Here is an 18,050-nt window from a genome sequence, read left to right as displayed (position 1 = left end):
GGCCGCCACCGGTCACCCGGTGCGCCCGCCGGCGTCGCCGGCGTGCTCCCGCAGGAAGCCGATGACCAGTTCGGCGACCCTGCCGCTGGACTGCGCGTGCGGGTAGTGCCCGCCGTCCTCGATCACGGCGACCCGCCCCAGCCCCGCGGGCATGGCCGCGACGATCGCCTCGCCCTCAGCCACCGGGTCGGGGAAGTCCGGGTCCTGGGCGCCCATGATCACCAGAGCCGGGCACTCCACCTCCGCCAACCGCGCCTCGGCGTCGGCCGGAGTGGTCCGGCCGGTCTTCATGAACTCCTCCCACCGCCCGGGCCGCCGCAGTGCCGTCATGAGGTCGTCGATCTGCCGTCCGTAGTCGTCGGGCTTGCCGGGATACGCGACATCGAGGTAACTACGCCACATTCCACGGGACTTCAGCAGCTGTGTCCCGATCAGCCGAAAGCCGCCCCGGCGGTAGCGCCGGACGGTGAGCAGCGCTCCCACATCCACCTTCGAGACCCTGGTGAACGGGTTGATCTCCACGATCGCGGTCACCAGTTCCGGGGCCAGAGCCGCGGCGATGGTGGCGGCGCCGCCGGACATGGAGTGCCCGACGATCGTCGCGGGCCCGCCGAAGTACCGGATGACCCCGAGCAGATCACCGGCGACGTCGGCCCGGCTGATGGCACGCTTCCCCGTCACCGAAGCCCAGCCGGTACTGGACTCCCCGTGCCCCCGCATGTCCGCGTTCACCACCCGGTACCCCGCGCCGACCAGCAAGGGCACCAGATGCCGGAAGTCCTGGCGCCATGTCCCCATGCCGTGCGAAAGCACCACCAGCGGGCCCTCGCCGACCACGTCGCAGGCGATGTGCCCGCCCTCGAATGCCACGAACTCCGTCACGTGCCACACCTTCCACCGACCACCCACCGCCGCGACACCCGCGGCACAACGATTCAAGACCCCGCAGCCCACTGCAGGGAGCACAGGGCAGGGACGGTCAGACAGCAGGCCGTTTTGGTCAGAGACTGACCGGAACGGCACCGCCGGAGGCTCCGGGGCCGCGCATGCGCGTCTCTCCTTCACGAACTCGGGGCGGGGCGGCCCGTGCCTCGGTCCGCCCCGTGGGTGGTGGTACTACTGGTCGGTGGCGCAGTCGCCGTCGTCGAACTGGGTCTCCAGGGACCAGCCGCAGGTGCACTCGGCGCGGCCCTCCCAGCTGATCTCGCCGCCGTGCTCATCGTCGCAGTCGTGGTCGGCGTCGACCATGGTGCCGTCCTCGAACAGCTCGTCCCCGCCGTCGCCGCAGCTGCATTCCCACTGCGCGTACCAGGAGATCTTCGGCGGCTGCCGGGTGGTGTGGGTGGTGGTCACTCGCGTCCTTCGGGAGGCGGGTCCGTCCCGGCCGGTACGGGCCCGGGACGGCGGCGCGGGGGTGGTCAGCCGCCAGCCGGCACCGGAGAGGGCTACCCGGCAGCGAGGTAGGCGCTGGTCACCTCTGCCAGGTACTGCGCGAGTCGTCCGCCCGCGCGCGGGCCTTCACCGGCCCCGGGCCCGGCTGCCCGTGCGCATCGGCGTGGGCGAAGGAGGCGTCGAGGTCGGCGGCGTACCGCACCAGGCAGTCGTACAGCCGGGCGGTGGTCTCCAGGTCCAGTCGCACCTCCCCGCACCCCGCCCACAGGAAGGTCTCCGCAGTGCGGCGCAGCAGGGGGCGCTCACCTGGCTGGCCGGCGTCATCAGCCCGCCGCCGTCGGCGTGCCGGTAGAGCGCGAGCAGGAACCGCTCGTCGTGCCCGTCGTCGTCCATGGTGGATCCCCTTCGGTCGTGTTCCTCGGCGGGCGGTTCAGCGGCGGTGCGGGACGGTCGGTCAGGTGCGGAGGGCGTCGAGGAGGGTGGTGAAGTTCCCCCTTTGATCTGGACAGCTTGATACTGGGACGGTTGAGTCCCGGAGGAAGCAGTCCAGATCAAAGGGGGAACTTCAAGGCGAGGTAGTGATTGCGGTCGGGTGGGCTGAAGCGGCGCACCGGGTCGGAGGTGGCGCGCAGCACCGCCTCGGGCTGCAGCTCGGTGTCGTCGGGGTGAGGGACCGTGAAGGCTAGGGGAGGGCGGGGCCGGCCGGGCAGGGGCGGTGGCCGAGTTTCTCCCTGGGGGACAACGCCCGTCGAGGGCTTCGACGGTTCGGGCGGCACCTTGCCCGGTGGCTGTTTCACCCCGGGGCGATCGGTCGGCGGGCCGGGCGCCCGGATCCACGGTGACGGCGGCTGGGCGGGGAACGGGCACGGCACCCGGCGCCACCGGCGCGACAGCCGACGCACGCGCCCGCCCGGACGAGGCCCCGAGCAGTGATCAACGCGACATCACGGATACATGATCAACCGGCCACCGCCGTGAACAAAGAGGCCGGCGCACGCTCCGCAGGACGGTGAGAAACGAGGTCGAGGCGACGCCTATCTACCCCAAGAGGAACGGCCGGTGAGAATTTGCAATAGCCTCCGCCCATCGCTGTTCGAACAGCTCTAGGGTGACCTCCTCGACGTAAAATTCCTCGTGCGCGCGAAGCATACTAAAAGGAGGGACCTTCTCAGTTCTCAACGTGAGCTTGCCTCTGCCTCCATTCGTGTCGGCCCATTCTATGCGACCATCGTCATAGTACGCCACTTTGCGGAACTCGTATCCATCAGCGCTTATTTCGCTAAGATACTCATTCGGCTCACTGTGCACGTCGCGGTGGTGCGTCACCTGCAAATACCAAGCCTTCGGCTTCTCTCCATTCCTTCGGCGCAGCTCGCTGGCGAGCGTCTGCTGAAACGGACTCCGTCGTACGCAATTGAGCGTTTCAGTCTCACATGCCGGCCAGCCACAGAGACCACCACATGGCCCACACGAAGTCCAGCCGAAATCCTCTACGAGCGCGGCCAGTTCCGAGCGATCCTTCACATGTCTGCTCACCAACAGGACCGGACCAATCCGACGGAGAAGCCGCAGCGGGCGCCAGATGTCGAATCCGTTGAACTCGCTGGCCCAATCTGACGTCACACGTTTCCGCGCTCCGCTATCGAATTTACTCACGGATTTACCTCGATCGTAACGTCGTCGACAAGCTGACACGGTCCATGACCTCGTCGCGGCAGCTATCCGTCCATAGCGGTGGCGAGTCCCTCCAGTATTTTCCTGAAATCCTCAAAGGCCATGGAGCCATCGTCGAATTGGCCGTACATGTCGACGATATTCACATCCCCACTCGGCAGTAGGTCGACGCCCGCCGAAGCGGTTCCGAGTGAAAATCCCGGCCTTCTGTTCTCGATTGCGGAAGCCCATTCTTCAAGGTATTTCCGCACCGACCATGATCTCGATCCGAACGGAATGACAAGCGTCTCCAATGCAGACGTCAGACCTTCAGGTAGTGCAGCGGTCGGTAGGATCACCCACATTTCATCATTGAGATCGAACATCCAGAGTTTCGGGTCCATAATTGCTTCTATCTGCCGACGGGGAAGAAAGTGGATGGGGTGTATTCACCCGCGCCGATCTTTTCAAGAAAGCCGGTCATCTTCACTCCGTCAAATGTCCCGCTCACGACGGTTCCACCGCGCTTCTTCGAGCCGTTCTCAAACAGCCAGGCGCCCGCCTTCATTACCTTGTCGGCGTCCCAGCTTGCGGGGAAGAATGTGTGACCAGCACTCGCAACCTTCTCGACGGTCTGCCCGTTCTCCATAACAGCACCCACTGTTCCGTTGACAGAGGCCGTGCCATCCGCATTTTCGATCAGGTCACCCTTGATGAATCTCCCTGCGGGGGCACCGCCAGTCTGATCTGGGTGTAGGTGCCACCCAGCAAATCTGTTTTTCGAGTTGACGACCCCGTCGATCACATGCTCTCGGACGCCGTCTGACAACTCGCCACAGTTGTGGACGAGGACCGGTGTATCCCCCGCCTGGACATAGTAGGTGTGGAGGTCGCCGATGGTGAGGTCATAAGTCGTGGCATCGGCGTGGTACAGCCGCACAGTGGCAACGGCGGCGGTGCCGTCAGGGGTCTGGAGGACATCGCCGGGCTTGAGGTCCTGGGCGTCGACGAAGGCGTGCTGGGTCTGGTCGTAGAAGGGGTGGTGGTAGGTGGTGGTGAGGGCCGAGCCGTGGGTCTCGACACCTGATGTGATCTGGGTCTGGACAACAGAGGCGGTTGGGGGCGTTTCTGCTGCCTGGGCCTGCTGGGGTGGGGTGGCAGCCCAGAGGGTGAGGGCTGCCAGACCTGCCGCCAGGCCGAGGAGGGGCTTGGTCCAGCGGCCGGCGGTCTTGGGCTGCGCGGCGACCTCGGCATCGGTAGTGGCGGTCGGGCTGGTAACGATGGGGGCGATGGTGAGGTCGACGAAGTCGTGGTCGGTGGTGGTGACGATGACGTCGGTGACGGTGTGGGTCTGGGTGCCGTCCTGGCCGGGGACGGCGTTGGTGATCTCGTCGCCGGTCTTGATCTGGCCGATGGGCTTGGTGGTGCTGTCGGCCATCAGGACGGGTGTGTTGGCGGTGAAGCTGTGCGGTATCCCGGTTTTGCAGCCCTTGGCGGCGGCGTTGTCGACCGTACTGGTGGCTTCCTCGCCCGCGACCTTGCGGCCGGCAGTGGCGGTGGCGTCGGAGGCGGCAGTTTCGCCGGCCTCGGTGGCGCCCTTGCCGAAGAGGCCGCCGACGGCGTCCATGGCCTTGGGGCCGACCTTGCCGAGGAGCTTTCCGCCGAGGACGCCGAGGCCGCCGCCGACCGCGCCGGCGATGCCGCCGGAGAGGGCGGCTCCCCCGAACGCACCGGCGGAGCAGGCTTTGCCGCCGCCCTCCGCGCACTTGAAGCCCTGCTCGACCAGCGATCCGGCGGCGCCCGAGAGTGCCGAGCAGCCGATCGTCCCGACGCCCGCCGTCAGCGCCTCGCAGCCCATGAATACGGCGGTGGAGACGACGAAGGACGTGATCGCGGCAGCGTGGTGCTTGGCGTACTGGGCGGTGGCGACGGCGGCCTTGGCGACCGCGTGGCCGGTGGCCTTCGCGGCGTGCACCACTGCGTGACCGACCACATGCGCGACGTGTTTCGCCGCCTTTACCGTTGCGTGGTACGCCGTGCGGACGGTGTGGACTGCGGCGCGGACCACGCGCCTGACTGTGCGTACGGAGTTGCGGTATACGCGTTTGGCCGTCTTGTAGACGCGCCGTCCGACGTCGACGACTGTCTGGACGACGGTGGCGACGGTGCGTTGCACGACCTGGACGACCTGGGCGGCGACCTGGGCGGCGTAGCGGTAGGCCTCGGCGGCGCGCTGTTCGGCCCACTCCGCGGCTTCGCTGACGTAGGAGGTGGCGCTGTCCCAGGCGGAGGAGACGGAGGAGGAGACGGCGGCGGCCGCGTGCGAGACGCCGCAGACCACGTCGTACCAGGAGCAGTGGCCGGTGGGGTCGGTTCCTGCCAGGGGGTTGTCGTTGACGTAGGCGAAGGGGTTGGCGGAGACGGAGGTGGGGACGGGGTTGAGGGAGACGGTGTCCTTGTTGAGGAACTGTCCGTTGCCGGGGTTGTACCAGCGGGAGCCCATGTTGACCTTGCTGGTGGCCCCGTCGGTCCAGCCGGACTGGAAGCCGAGGTCTCCGATCACTCCGGCGGTCGCGGTGCGGTTGCCGAGCGGGTCGTAGGTCTGGGAGCCGGTGAGGGCGGCGGAGCCGGTGGCGAACTGGCCGATGATGTCGTCGTGCTGGTCGGTCATCACGGAGCGGGCGGTGGCGGTGGAGCCGCCGGTGGTGTTGGTGCCGATCAGTTTGGAGCCGGGATCCCAGGTGTAGGTGTAGGAGCCGTCGGAGGCGAGCTGGTTGGAGCCACCGGTGTACTGGAAGGTGCGGGTTCCGGTGACCTGGTTGTTCGCGGTGATCATCCGGCCGGAGGCGTCGAGGTTGTACGTTTCCTGGCCGGCGAGGATCTGCTGGCCGTAGGCGTCGGAGGCGTAGACGGACGGCGCGCCGCCGATGCGGTCCTCGGTCATGGTGCCGCGGGCGGAGTAGCGGTAGGTGTGCTGGCCGTCGGAGGTCAGCTGGTCGCGTTCGTCGTAGGTGTAGACGTTGGAGCCGACCTGGATGCGGTTGCCGGACGCGTCGTAGGAGTACGCGGTGTTGGTGCTCCCGTTGTTCCACGAGGTGAGGCGGTTGGCGAGGTCGTAGGTGTAGGTGTTGGCGGCCGCTCCGGTGACGCCGGTGGTGGTCTTGGAGGTGAGGTTGCCGTTGGTGTCGTAGCCGTAGCTGAGTGATGCGAGGGTGGAGGAGCCGGCGGTGAGTGTGTCGGTTGCCAGGCGGTGTCGGTTGTCGTAGGTGAAGGCTCTGTTCTGCCCGCTCGCGCCGTAGTTGATCGTGGCGGGCTGGGAGAGCGTGTTGTAGGTGTAGGTGAGGGTGTTGCCGGTGGCGGGATCGGCGAGGGTGGCGAGGCGGCCGGCGTTGTCGTAGGTGTAGGAGGTGGTGCCGGCGGCGTCGGTGCGGGAGGTGAGCAGGCCGTCCTTGCCGTAGCCGAAGGAGCTGGATCCGGCGGATCCGGTGGCGGTGAGGAGGTCGCCGCGGTCGTCGTAGCCGAAGTTTTCGCTGGTCGCGCTCTGGTAGCCGCTCTGGCCGGTGGTGCCTGCCGCCTGGGTCTGGGCGGTGAGGACCTGGCCGAGCGGGTCGTAGGTGAAGGTGCGGGTGGCGGTGGCGACCTCGGCCCCGCTGCCCGACTGTGAGGCGAGGTTGCCCGACGTGTCGTACGCCACGGTGTTCACGACGCCGCCGGGCTGGTTCACCTGGGTGAGCTGCCCGAGCTGGTCGTAGAGGTAGGTCGTGGTGCGGTCGGTGGCAGAGCCGTAGGTGCTGGTGGCCGGGGCGACGATGCTCTCCTGCTTGCCCCAGGAGTTGTAGGTGTACTTCCAGAAGTTGCCGCGGCCGTCGGTGAAGCGGGTGCGATGCCCGGTGGCGTCGTAGCCGAAGGAGGTGGTGATGGAGGCGGTCGCCGAGACGGGTTGGACCTCGTTGGTCACCATGCCGGTGGCGTCGTAGGTGAAGGTGGAGGTGCTGCCGCGCGCGTCGGTGGTCGAGAGCACGTTGCCGACGCCGTCGTATGTCTGTGACGTCTGGGCCAGGGGAAAGGGGAAGGGTCCCTTGGTGTAGGGCGTGCTGGACAGAGGCAGGCCCTGCGCGTTGTAGGTGACCTTGGTCGAGGTGCCGTCAGGGGCGGTGGTCTTCTGAGGGTTGCCCAGGAAGTCGTAGGTGAAGCTGGTGGTGTTGCCGGCCGGGTCGGTGGTGGAGGTGACGTCCCCGACGCGGTTGTAGGCGGAGGTGCTGGTGCGTCCCTCGGCGGAGGTCTGGGAGGAGAGGAAGGCGCCGTAGGGGTTTCCGGTGGTGACCGCGTACGAGGAGGTGCTGGTGAGGGTCTGCGCGGTGGGGTACCGCTCCAGGGTGGTGGAGGTGAGCTGCCGGCCGAGGAAGTCGTAGGTGGCCTGGCGGGTGGCACCGGAGGCGTCGGTGACGGCGACCTTCTCGCCGTTCGCGTCGTAGCTGTAGTGGCTCTTCCTGCCGTCCGGTGTTGTTTCCTGGGCCAGGTGCCCGCGCTGGTCGAAGAGGTAACTGCCGGCTTTGCCGTCGGGGCGGGTGGCGGTGATGACGTCGCCGAGGGCGTCGTAGGTCTGTGTGGTGGTGGCGGTGATCGGGGTGCTGGAGCCGGGTGGGGTGTAGGAGGGGTCGGTGGTGGAGGTCTCCTCGCCGTTGGCGTCGTAGGTGTGGATGACCTCGTTGCCGTTCGGGTCGAGTTCCTCGGTCTCCTCGCCGAAGGTGTTGAAGCCGCTGGTCGTCGTCGGGTGGGTCGGCACGGCGGTGCCGCCGGAGCTCTCCACCGCGACGGTCGGGGCGGAGCTGATGGTGCGGTTTCCGGCCTCGTCGTAGAGGTAGTTGGTGGTGTTGCCGTTGGCGTCGGTCCGGGAGGTGGCCAGTCCGCGCTGGTCGTAGGTGTAGCTGCTGGTCTGCTGGTTCGAGGAGCCGGCCGTGCCGCCGGTTCGGCCGGCGGAGTAGAGGGCCGTGGCCTCGGTGGGGTTCAGGGCCCGCTGGTAGACCTGCACATTGCCTATCGCCCCGGTGTGGGTGGTCCCCCAGAGGCGGCCCCCGCCGGTGAGGGTGGCGTTGCCGAGGCTCAGCGGGCCGGTGGCGTTCCACGGGCTGGAGTTCGTGGCGGTGCCGGCCTGCTGACCGTTGACGTAGAGCGTCATGGATCCGTCGGAGCCGTCGTAGACGCCGACCAGGTGGGTCCAGGTGCCGGCGCTGGCCGGGGCGGTGGCGGCGGCCGATGCGTAGGTCACTCCCGAGGTGGCGTCCGCGCTCGGCGCGACGAAGGCCCAGCTGTTGAACGCCTTGGAGTACTGCAGGAAGAACGCCTCGGTGTTGGTGCCGCCCTGGGCCACGAGCGTGTGGTCGGTGGAGGTGTCGGCGAGGTTGGCCCAGGCGGAGACGGTGTAGGAGGAGGCCGTGTTCACCACAGGTCCGTTGGTGGACAGCCAGCTGTTGCCGTTGAAGTTGGCCGCGCTGTCGGACCAGGTCACCGTGCCCGTCGCGGAGGCGGTGTTGCCGGTGCCGGAGGTATCGGTGACGGTGGAGCCGGATGTCTGGTCCAGCTGCCACCAGGCACTGGGATGACCGGAGGCGTCCCCGTACAGCGTCTGGGTCACGGGCCGGCCGCCGCTGTCGTAGGTCGCCGAGGTGGTGCGGTCGTAGCCACTGCCGTCGTGCTCGTTGCTGGTGGCGACGAGGTCGTCGGGGGTGTACGCGATGCTGGTGGTGCGGTTGACACCGGCGGGGGTCGACCGTGGTGGCGGTGGTGCGGGAGGCGGCGTCCACCTGGTACTGCGTCACGGTGGCACCGTTGGCCGAGGTGCGCTGGGTGAGGTTGCCGGCCGCGTCGTACAGGTTGGACTGCAGGACGAAGTGGTTCGAGCCGGTGGAGTCCGTCTTGGTGACGGTCGCGGTGAGGCCGTCGTCGGTGTAGGTGTAGGCGGTGGAGTTGCCCATCGCGTCGGTGACCGAGGCCAGGCGGCCGGCCGGGTCGTAGGCGCGGGATGACTCCACGAGGGTGGTCGGCGCGGTGGGGTTGGTCGGGTCGCCGGTGTAGTTCAGCACGCTCTGGGTCAGCAGCTTGCCGCTGGTGTCGTACGCGTAGGCGGTCACGACGCCGGCCGGGTTGGTCTCCTGGAGCGGATTGCCACTGCTGTCGTAGGTGAAGCGGGTGACGGCACCGTTGCTCGCCCCGGCGTTGCCGTTGGCGTCGGTGCGGCTGGCGACCTGGTCGTACTGGTTGTAGGTGGTGCTCTGGGTACGCGGGGCGTCGCCGCCGGTGGTGTCGGCGACCGTCTGGGAGGTGACGTTGCCGTCGGCGTCGAAGACGGTGCTGGCCACGGAGGTGTGTACCGCGCCCGTGACGCGGTCGGTGATCGGCGGGTTGGTCTCCTGAACGACCTGGCTCATCCGGTCGTAGCTGAAGGTGGTCGTGAGGCCGGCCGGGTAGGTGTCCGAAATGACGGTCTTGCTGAGTGCGCGGCCCTGGCCGTCATAGGTGTAGGTGGTCTTGAGGCCCGCCACGTCCGTGGTGGAGGCCACATCGCCGTTGTGCAGGTAGGCGACGGTGTTGGCTGCTCCGCCCGGCGAGGTGGTCCTCACCGGCAGGCCGGCCGGCACGATGCTGGTGTCGGCGGCGAGGTAGGTGGTGCTGCCGTCACTGAAGGTGGTGCCGGTGGTCCGGCCGGCCGGGAAACCGGCGACAGGCGGTCCGGTGGTGCTAATGCGGTTGCCGGCCGCGTCGTAGCCGTACGTCGTCAGGTAGGTGTTGTCCGTCGCCGAGGTGGAGCGGGCGTCGCGGACGGTCAGCAGGACGTCGTTGCGCGGGTCGGCGGTTGTCAACTTCGCCGTGGTGTCGTCGGGCCAGTACGTGTAGTACTTGGTGGAGCAGGTGCCGGCGGCCTGGTTCTGGCAGGTCGTGGTGGAGACGGTGTTACCGCGCACGTCGTGGCCGGTCACCGTCACGTCACCGTTGGCGTCCGTGGTCGTGTGAAGGAACCCGCCGGTGTCGTAGCCGTAGGTGGTCTTGTTGCCTTCGCCGTCGACCTCGGCGACCTTGCGGCCGCCCGAAGTGGGGTCGTACTGGTGGATGAGGGTCTTGCCGCTGGGTTCGGTGACCTGCACCGTCTCCAGCGGGGTGAGGCCGGTGGAGTTCTGGGCGGCCTGGAAGTGCGCCCCGGCGTCGGCGGCGGTCAGCTCGGAGCGGTAGAAGGACACATCGGCGATGGCTCCAGGGAAGTAGCCGAGTTCGTTGGACGGGGCGTTGGGCCAGCTGGAGCTCTCCCCCGCGCCGATGTAGACGTAGTCGGACTGCGAGGCGGTGCGGGTGCCCAGCGTGGTGCCGGTCAGGGCTCCGTCCAGGTACATCGACTGCGACGTCGCGGAGGCTGCCAGCACCACGTGGTGCCACTTGCCGTCGTTGACGGTCTTGGGTGTGACGATCTGCCAGGCGGTCGTGTACTGGTCCCAGAACTTTCCGTGGAGTTTGCCGTCGGTGCCGACGTACAGGGCGGGCACCCAGCTGGAGCCGCGCGGGGAGCCGCCGGTCAGCGAGGATCCCGCGTAGTCGAACAGGACACCGCCGGCCGTGTTGCCCGCGGGCATGTCGAACCACATCTCCACCGAGTTCGGCCCGGTGCCGACGGTGTCCGTCGGCGCTAGCTGGACGAAGGACGAGGTGCCGTTGAATTTCGCCGCGGTGGTGTCGGAGAACGGTCCGGCGGAGCCGAGCGTCACGGTGTTGTAGCTGCCGAGGCCGTACTTGACCTCGTCGTAGGCCGTGGCCGCGCCGGCTGTGTCGCCGAGGCGCCAGTAGCCGGCCGGCGCCGCACCCATCACAGCGGAGCGGTAAACCTGACTCGAGCCGGTGACCTGCGGCTTGCCGATCTGCCAGACGCCGCCGTTCTCATCGGTGACCTGGGTCACCTGGGCCGCGTTCGTGTCGTAGGCGACGGTGGCGAACTGCTTGCCCGAGGGGCGGGTGATACCGGTCAGGAGGCTGCCCGCCTGCTTGCCGGCGGTGTACTGCGCAAGTACCTGGGAGGCCGTGAGCCCCTTGGGGAACGCTGCGGCCTGGGCGATGGTGCCGTTGAAGTAGGTCGCGTAACCGGTGTTGACGGTGCTGGAGTAGTGCGGCTGGTCCGGCCATACACCACCGAGGAAGCCGGCGCCGATGTAGGTGTGACCCTGCAGGGCGCTGGTGTAGCCGCCGCTACGGGAGATCATGCCGCTGCGGGAGCCGACCGAGCTGCCGTCGAGGTACAGGCTCTGGGTGGAGCCGGCGCCGGCGAGCACCACCTGATGCCAGTTGCCGTCGTTGACCGCTCCCGACACGATCGGCGCGACCCCGCTCGTATTCCAGAACTCCGCGTTGATCCGGCCGTGTGCGTCCAGGTAGATCGACGGTGTGTACTGGGAGGCGCTGGTCCCGCTGCTCAGCGGCAGGGTGGAGTAGGAGAACAGGACGCCGGGAACGGTCGCGGTGGTTTTGAACCACATCGACACGGTGTACTGGCCCGCGCTGCTGGCCAGGCTCTTGGGTATCTCCACGTACGAGGAGGTGCCGTTGAAGGCCGCAGCGGTGGCGGTGCTCGCGGCCAGCGGGCCCGCCTGCCCGAGCGTCACGTTGCTGTAGGTTGCCTTGTCGGCTCCCTCGTTGGTGTTCACCGCGCTCGCCGCGGTGCTCGCACCGGCTGCCTCGGAGAAGGGCCACAGCGAGGACGCCCCGGCGTCCAGCACCTGCGTCTGGAACTGCGAGCCGGCGGTGTAGCTGTACTGGCTGCAGGTGGTGGTGTCGGCGGGTGAGCAGACCTTCGCCAACTGGTCACCGGTGTAGGTGTAGTTCCAGTTCAGCGCGGTGCTCCAGTCGCTGCCCTGCACCGGGTCGGTGTAGGCGTGCACCACGTGGGCGTTGGCGGCGCCCGGCGGGGTGGACCAGTCGAAGTGCAGCGAGCGGTTGGAGACCGCCGAAGCGATACCGGTGACCTGCCCTGCGGTCCAGTAGAAGTAGATGGTCCGCGCGTTGGCGTCCGAGATCGTGTAGATGCCGTACGCACCGGCCGCCAATGCCTGGGTGAAGGTGTAGGTGGTGGCGTTCTTGTCCGTCAGCGTGTAGCCGCCGCTGACGGTGCGCAGGGTGGCGAAGCGACCCGACGGCGGGGAGAACGTACCGTCGGTGTTACGGCCGAAGCCGACCTGGGAGCCGTCCGGGTAGGTGACGATGACGCCGGTCAGGTTCCCGGAGGCGTCCTTGCGTTCGGTGGCACGGGCGTCCAGGACACTCGACCAGCCGGTACCGAAGGACCCGGTGGTGCGGAAGTCGCGGGAATTGTAGTCGCGGACCACCTCCAGGGCAGGGCCCGCCCCGCTGACCTGCGCGTCGGTGACCGACTTGGTGAAGTTGCCGGTCGCCGGGTCGAACCCGCGGGCGTCGCCGTTCTGCGACAGCGAGGAGGTGATCGACGGCTGCGGCACCTGCACACTGAGCGCGGAGTACGGCGCGGCGGGTGAGTACTGCGTCCCGTTGTGGGCCTGCACCGTCCAGTAGTAGGTCTGCCCCCACTGCAGCTTTCCGGCCGGCACGCTCCAGTCTCCGCCGGCAACCAGGCCCGAGTCCACGACCTGGGTGTTGGCACTGTCGTAGACCTGGAAGTCGTACTTCAGGGAGCTGCTGGAGACCTGGGCGTCGTCGGCGAAGGCCTGCAGCTCGGGCGTCAGCGTGTCGGTGGCCCCGCCGTTCTGCGGGAAGGTCGCCTCCACCTGGGGAGCCACATTGCCGGTGTAGTCGTAGACGATGTACGGCTCGACATTCGGGTTGGCCATCGAACCGAACTGCTTCCAGTGCAGCCCGTCATTGGTCGGCGCGGTGATGGCCAGACCGAAGTCGGGGCTCGATCCGTCGGCCACGGCCTGGATCATGGCCTTGTTCAGCGGCACCACCACCCAGTCACCGCCAGTGGAACTGCCAGAGTTGTTGGTGCAGGCGTGCGGGACGCTCGGAGTGAGGGTGCCGACGGGGGTGCCGTAGATCCCGGGCCCGGGGTAGTTGGTGATGGTGCTGGGCGTCCACGGCTGCGTCACCTGGGAGACGGAGAAGGCCTCGGGGGTGCAGGTCGAGGCCCAGATGTCGTACAGGTGCAGGTTGGCGGAGACCAGAGTGACGCCGGAGCCGTCGAAGGTGTGGTACCAGTCCTGCTCGAAGGCGTTGGCGGAGTGTGTCCCGGAGTCGTAGGAACCGACCTTGAGGGTCTGCTCCATCGAATGGTCGACCTGCGGGATGTCCGAGCCGGACTCGGCGTAGGTGGTGTTGACACGGTCCCAGATCGACGGGTCGACCGTGACGGGGAAGACCCGGGCGTTGTCGTGCAGCCACCCGGCGTCCAGGGTCATCTTCAGGGCGGGCTTGCCCGCGTCGACGACCAGTTCGTACGTGACCGCGTGAGTGGTGCCGCGCTCGCCCGACACCGGTGCGATCTTGGAATCGAAGGCGTAGGCCGGCGGGATGGTTTCGGCCGCCTTCCCGGTCTCGTCCAGCAGGTCCACGCCGCCCGAGGCGTTGAGCTTGGCGGTCAGCCCCTTGAGGTCGAGTGGGAACACCCACGAGTTGCCGGCACTCGCCGAGTGCAGAACCACCGACTCCTTCACCCCGGAGGTGATCGGCGCCACCGTCAGGTCCGTCTCGGGCAGGACCGACGCGTACGTCACCGTCGAGCCCGAGGTCGTGCCCTGAACGGGTGAAGCGCCCTTCAGCGCGTAGGAGAGCTGGTGCGCAGCGTCGACCCGAAGGAGGCCAGCGCCCCGTCGGAGGCCTGGGCTGCGAAGTCGACGGTGAGGTTGTTGGCGCTCTCGTGCCAACGCCCGTCGCCGCCCTTGCCGACCGTGGTGTCGATCTTCTGCCAGGCTCCCGCAGGATCCTGGAAGTTGGTCCTCCCCTGGGAGACCTTTCGGCTGAACGAGCCGTCGGCGTTGTCGAAGTAGTCGGTGGTCGCGTTCGACTTCGCCGCGTTGCGCTTGCTCGTCGTCGCGTCGAAGCCCTTCGTACCGCCGCTGGGACCGGGCTTGGCCGCGGGTACGACGGGCTTGGCCTCGGCCAGTTCGCCCTTGCCCTTGCCCGCCTTGCCGCCCGCGCCGCCACCGGCGCGGGTCCGGTCCGCCGGGACGACGTGGCCCCGACCGGCCGCCGACCCCGACGACTGCTTCGGAACATCGCCCCACGACGGGGCGTCGCCGGCGGCCCACGCCACGAACTCCCGAAGCGGCGCGAGGGAGAGCGGCGGCAGGGTGGCGCCCTGCGCCATCGCCTGCTCGGTCGTCAGGAACAGCGCCAGGACCGTGACCGTGAGCAGCGCCAGCGCCCTGGTGAGGCGTCGGCGAAGTGCACGCCGGCGGCGGGAGGGGCGAGCAGGACGAGCGGGCATGACGCAACCCCACTCAAGATCAGCGGGAGGACCCGCGCATCTCATCGGGTTACTGACAAGTCGACAAGGGGTGAGGCGGAGTCTTTACCTGCAGTTGTGAAGGGTTTGCAAAATCAGCTGCGACCTGCATGGATAAGGTATACGTAAAGGCGACTTGCCCGACTTGGTCAGTCCTTGCCCGCATCCCCCACGATCTTCGCCACCGCGCTGCGGACGTCTGAGGACGGCTGCACCACCGTCAGATTCGCCGCCGCGGAGCCCTGCCCGACCACGACGAACCGGACCTTCGGATTGGCCGCGGCCACCGCACGCAGCGCCTGCCCCTGAACCTCGTCGCCGGCCAGCACCGTCGTGCACTTCTGCTGCACCAGGGTGTTCACATACGGCTGCGCGTTCGCCACCGTCGCGGGCCCGAGCACGGGGAGCGAGGCCACCTGGGCGTGCGTCACGGCCGACGCGTCCTGCATCCCCGCCCACACCGGCGCCGCCGCCGCGCCACTCACCCCCTGCCCGTCGGTCAACAGGCACACCCGCGTGTCGGTGTACTCACGCGCCCGCACCGGCAACCGCTCCGGCTCGTGCCCGGGAAGCACGACCGCCAGAACCGCCACCGCGGCCGGCACCACCACACCGGTCCCGGCAGCCCACCACACCCGACGACGATTCATGCCAGCTCCTCACGACCGGACCGACACCCCGCCGGCTCCCTGGAGCCGCGAGCATAGGCCGCCGCCGGGGACGCCCTCCGCCGCGGGGGTCGATCTGGCACCCCGTTCCGCCCGGTCTCCCCACATCAGAGCCCTGCAGGGAGAGCTTCACACCGGCGGGACGAGGGTGGCGCCCTGCGGTCCCGGCCGTACGGGTGAAACCATCGTTCGAGAGTCGCCCGGGCCGACCGCCCCTCCGGCGGCGGGGCAACCCATCCGACCCCGTGGCCCGCGCCCGAAGGCGAGGGCAACCGAGGTCAGGCTTCGGACACCTCCGGAGCGCCGCGCAGTGCGGCGGCGATCGCCTTGGCCGGCCGAGGCGGCCAACTGACGCCCGGCCGGCACCCGGCCCACCTGCACGACCTCGACCACTTCGACCCGCTCTCCCGCCTCGAACGCGGCCACGGCCACGGCCATGCAGTGCTGGGCGCTCTTGTGGTTCATCGGTGATCCTTCACGTGCCGGGAGACCGAGACGCGAGCGCCGCTGGTCGTAGGGCCGCCCCCTGACCTGCGACAACCTCCGGTTTCGATACGGAGGATGTCGGTTCGTTGCCCCGTTTTGCGCCGGTTTTCGAACACGAAACGACAACTATCGGCCGCCCGGACTTCTGAGGGGCCCCGCCGACTCATACTCTCGGCCGTCCCCGGAAACGATTGAAAAGCGATCAAGGAACCACGTTGACGACCCCGCAGGCCCCCCAGAACCCGACCCACCCCGCACCGCCGGAGTTCCTCCCCACCCCCGAGCCCGCACCCGCGAAGAAGCGCGGCACCTCCAAGATCCTCCTGCGCGTGCTCGGCGTGGTCGCCGCCCTCGTCGTCGGCATCGTCGTCTTCGGCTACTTCGTCCAGGACGACCCCTCCCTCGCAGTGGCCGGTGACTGCGTCCACAACGCCGGCACCGACAGCAAGCCCAAGGTCAGCATCGTCAAGTGCACCGAAGGCACCGCCGAGTTCAAGGTCCTCAAGGTCGTCACCGGCTCCGACGACAAGCAGTGCGACGCCGTCGAAGGCGTCGAGGCCGCCTACGTCGAGCAGTCCGGCGGCGACAGCTTCGTCCTGTGCCTCGGCAAGAACCACTGACCCTGCACCACCCACAGGCCCACCTCCGGTCCGGCGCCGACACAACCGGCACCTGACCGGAGGTCACGGCCACAGCAGATCCGCAGACCAGCCACCTGCTACGACCTCGACCTCCAGCCCCGAGAGGTTGACCGTCGACACCTTGCAGGTTCTCGGTTGTGTGGCCACCCTCGTCTCCTCGGCTTCACATCTCGGGTCGCCCGGTGGGCCGCCCGCCCCGCTCCCCCACTCCTCCCCCGGTTCGCGGGTGCGCGCCAACGCCCCTTCGCAGGACACGTTGCCGCCCTCGCCCACGCCGACGTACACCTCGGGGCGGCGACGGTAGCGCCGGCGTCCGGGCGGATCCGGTCGGCGATGCCCAGGACGCCGACCGGGACCGGGCAGCCCTACCGGCCTCCTGGGGCCGTGTTTCGCGGTTCTGGGTGGCGGACTTCGATCAAGTCCGCCCCCTGCGCATTGCTTCGGCTTCGTGTGGCGGGCCGTTGGTATGTTCGCCGAGACCCGTACGTCTGGTCAGACTGTCGTCATGGCGGATTCGATGCCGCGGTGCCGGGCGGCGCCGTGCGCGAAATCGGGTACGCCTGACGTGCCCTCGCGCAGGTCGTCCAGGAACTGCTGGTAGGCATGAGCAACTGCGTAGACCGGCGCGTCGGCGCGTGGGTCCAGGTGCGGAACGCGGACGTACGATTCCGGCACCGTCAGGGGAGCGAGTCCGGGGGACGTTCCGCGGCCGCCTTCGATGGTGAGCGGGCTGAGCTGGGGATGGCCGATCGGGGCGGTGAGGACGAGGTCGCCCTCGGTACCGTTGATCTCCCAGCGGAAGTTGGTTCCTCGGGACATGCCTCCGCGGTAGTGGAAGGTGGCTACCGCGCCGCCGGGCAGCCGTCCCGAGGCCACCAGCTGGTCCGCGGCGGTCATGGGCACAGGCTGTCCGCTCTCGGTGTCCACGGCCGACGTACGTCGCGAGGCCAGTTGGATCCGCAGTTCCTCGGGCTCTCCCAGGACGGACGCGAGTCCGTCGAGGGTATGGCTGAAGGGAATGGTCAGCAGTGTCGCGCCGTTGGCGGCGTCGAGCACGTAGTGGTCGCCGGGGCCTACGGTGGCGCCCCAGGCACCGCCGGAGCCAACGACCGTCGTGGACAGTACTTCCCCCAGGTAGCCCTCGGTCACGAGATGGCGTGCGTAGGCGAGGGCCGGGTGCGACCGTGCCTGGAGTCCGACGACGGTCGGCGCAGCGTGGCCGCGCGCTCGCTGCGCCATGTCCTCGGCCTCCGCGAGCCCGTTGCCCAGCGGCCACTCGCACAGCACGCTCTTGCCGGCGCTCAGCGCCGTCTGCACCAGTTCCCGGTGGTGCGGCACCTTCACCGCCACGACCACGAGGTCCACCTCGTCACAGGCAGCCAGTTCGGCCGCCGTGCCGAAGGTGCGGGACACACCGTGCTTCTGTCCGGAGCGCTCCGCCGACTGTTTCGAACTCGTGCTCAGGGCCCTCAGCTCGTACCCCGGGACGGCGCGCAGCGCAGGCAGGTGCGAGCGCTCGGCCCAGCTCCCGTGCGCTCCGAGTCCGATGATCCCAACTCCGATCGGCTTCTCGGACCGGGCCAGCTCGGCAAGCAGTGACTCAGATGTGTTCATGATTCGCAGCCTGTTCTTTGTGTAGATGACACCGACGCCACTCGCAGTGGCAATGGATCGGAGAAGGGCGTGACCAACCGGAGGGCCCCGTCCCGCGAGGCAGGGCGATGTGTCGTGCTGCCGCCGGCGTAGGACGCCCGCTAG

Annotated in this window: 10 protein-coding genes and 2 pseudogenes; 1 reads left to right on the top strand and 11 read right to left on the bottom strand. The window is 68.5% G+C overall.

Annotated elements, in window-relative coordinates; translation table 11 throughout:
• Nucleotides 1–12 precede the first annotated feature (12 nt).
• From OG823_RS33785 to OG823_RS33740, 10 genes and pseudogenes are all read right to left on the bottom strand, one after another.
• Nucleotides 13–882 (bottom strand): alpha/beta fold hydrolase, encoded by an 870-nt coding sequence (locus tag OG823_RS33785; protein ID WP_371484182.1) that lies wholly within the window; start codon nt 880–882, stop codon nt 13–15.
• A 234-nt stretch (nt 883–1,116) separates the two neighbouring features.
• Nucleotides 1,117–1,353: a hypothetical protein gene (locus OG823_RS33780; RefSeq protein ID WP_371484180.1), complete on the bottom strand. Its 237-nt coding sequence runs from the start codon at nt 1,351–1,353 to the stop codon at nt 1,117–1,119.
• 118 nt (nt 1,354–1,471) lie between these two features.
• Nucleotides 1,472–1,639 carry a hypothetical protein gene (locus OG823_RS33775; protein ID WP_371484179.1) on the bottom strand — a complete coding sequence of 56 codons (168 nt, stop codon included), beginning with the start codon at nt 1,637–1,639 and terminating at the stop codon, nt 1,472–1,474.
• A gap of 791 nt (nt 1,640–2,430) precedes the next feature.
• Nucleotides 2,431–2,718: a hypothetical protein gene (locus OG823_RS33770; protein WP_371484749.1), complete on the bottom strand. Its 288-nt coding sequence runs from the start codon at nt 2,716–2,718 to the stop codon at nt 2,431–2,433.
• 392 nt (nt 2,719–3,110) lie between these two features.
• Nucleotides 3,111–3,449, bottom strand: coding sequence for a hypothetical protein (locus OG823_RS33765; RefSeq protein WP_371484178.1), 339 nt, complete (start codon nt 3,447–3,449; stop codon nt 3,111–3,113).
• An 8-nt stretch (nt 3,450–3,457) separates the two neighbouring features.
• Nucleotides 3,458–7,831, bottom strand: coding sequence for an RHS repeat-associated core domain-containing protein (locus tag OG823_RS33760; RefSeq protein ID WP_371484748.1), 4,374 nt, complete (start codon nt 7,829–7,831; stop codon nt 3,458–3,460).
• A gap of 87 nt (nt 7,832–7,918) precedes the next feature.
• Nucleotides 7,919–8,488: pseudogene (locus OG823_RS33755) on the bottom strand (LamG domain-containing protein); the annotation flags it as partial.
• A 478-nt stretch (nt 8,489–8,966) separates the two neighbouring features.
• Nucleotides 8,967–12,884, bottom strand: a pseudogene (locus tag OG823_RS33750) (LamG-like jellyroll fold domain-containing protein); the annotation flags it as partial.
• A gap of 923 nt (nt 12,885–13,807) precedes the next feature.
• Nucleotides 13,808–14,479 (bottom strand): hypothetical protein, encoded by a 672-nt coding sequence (locus OG823_RS33745; protein WP_371484176.1) that lies wholly within the window; start codon nt 14,477–14,479, stop codon nt 13,808–13,810.
• A gap of 167 nt (nt 14,480–14,646) precedes the next feature.
• Complete coding sequence (locus OG823_RS33740) at nt 14,647–15,147, bottom strand: BMP family ABC transporter substrate-binding protein (RefSeq protein ID WP_371484175.1); 501 nt, start codon at nt 15,145–15,147, stop codon at nt 14,647–14,649.
• 719 nt (nt 15,148–15,866) lie between these two features.
• On the opposite strand from OG823_RS33740, the gene OG823_RS33735 reads away from it, so the two are divergent.
• A complete protein-coding gene (locus tag OG823_RS33735) occupies nt 15,867–16,271 on the top strand; it encodes a hypothetical protein (RefSeq protein ID WP_371484173.1) in 405 nt (134 codons plus the stop codon).
• Nucleotides 16,272–16,784: 513 nt separating this feature from the next.
• Here the strand turns inward: OG823_RS33735 and OG823_RS33730 are convergent.
• A complete protein-coding gene (locus OG823_RS33730; RefSeq protein ID WP_371484171.1) occupies nt 16,785–17,906 on the bottom strand; it encodes a Gfo/Idh/MocA family protein in 1,122 nt (373 codons plus the stop codon).
• Nucleotides 17,907–18,050: the final 144 nt, after the last annotated feature.

Source organism: Kitasatospora sp. NBC_00315, from assembly GCF_041435095.1.
In the GTDB taxonomy this organism is placed as follows: domain Bacteria; phylum Actinomycetota; class Actinomycetes; order Streptomycetales; family Streptomycetaceae; genus Kitasatospora.
Note: the sequence above shows the minus strand (reverse complement) of the source record. Positions and strands in the feature narration are given on the sequence as shown.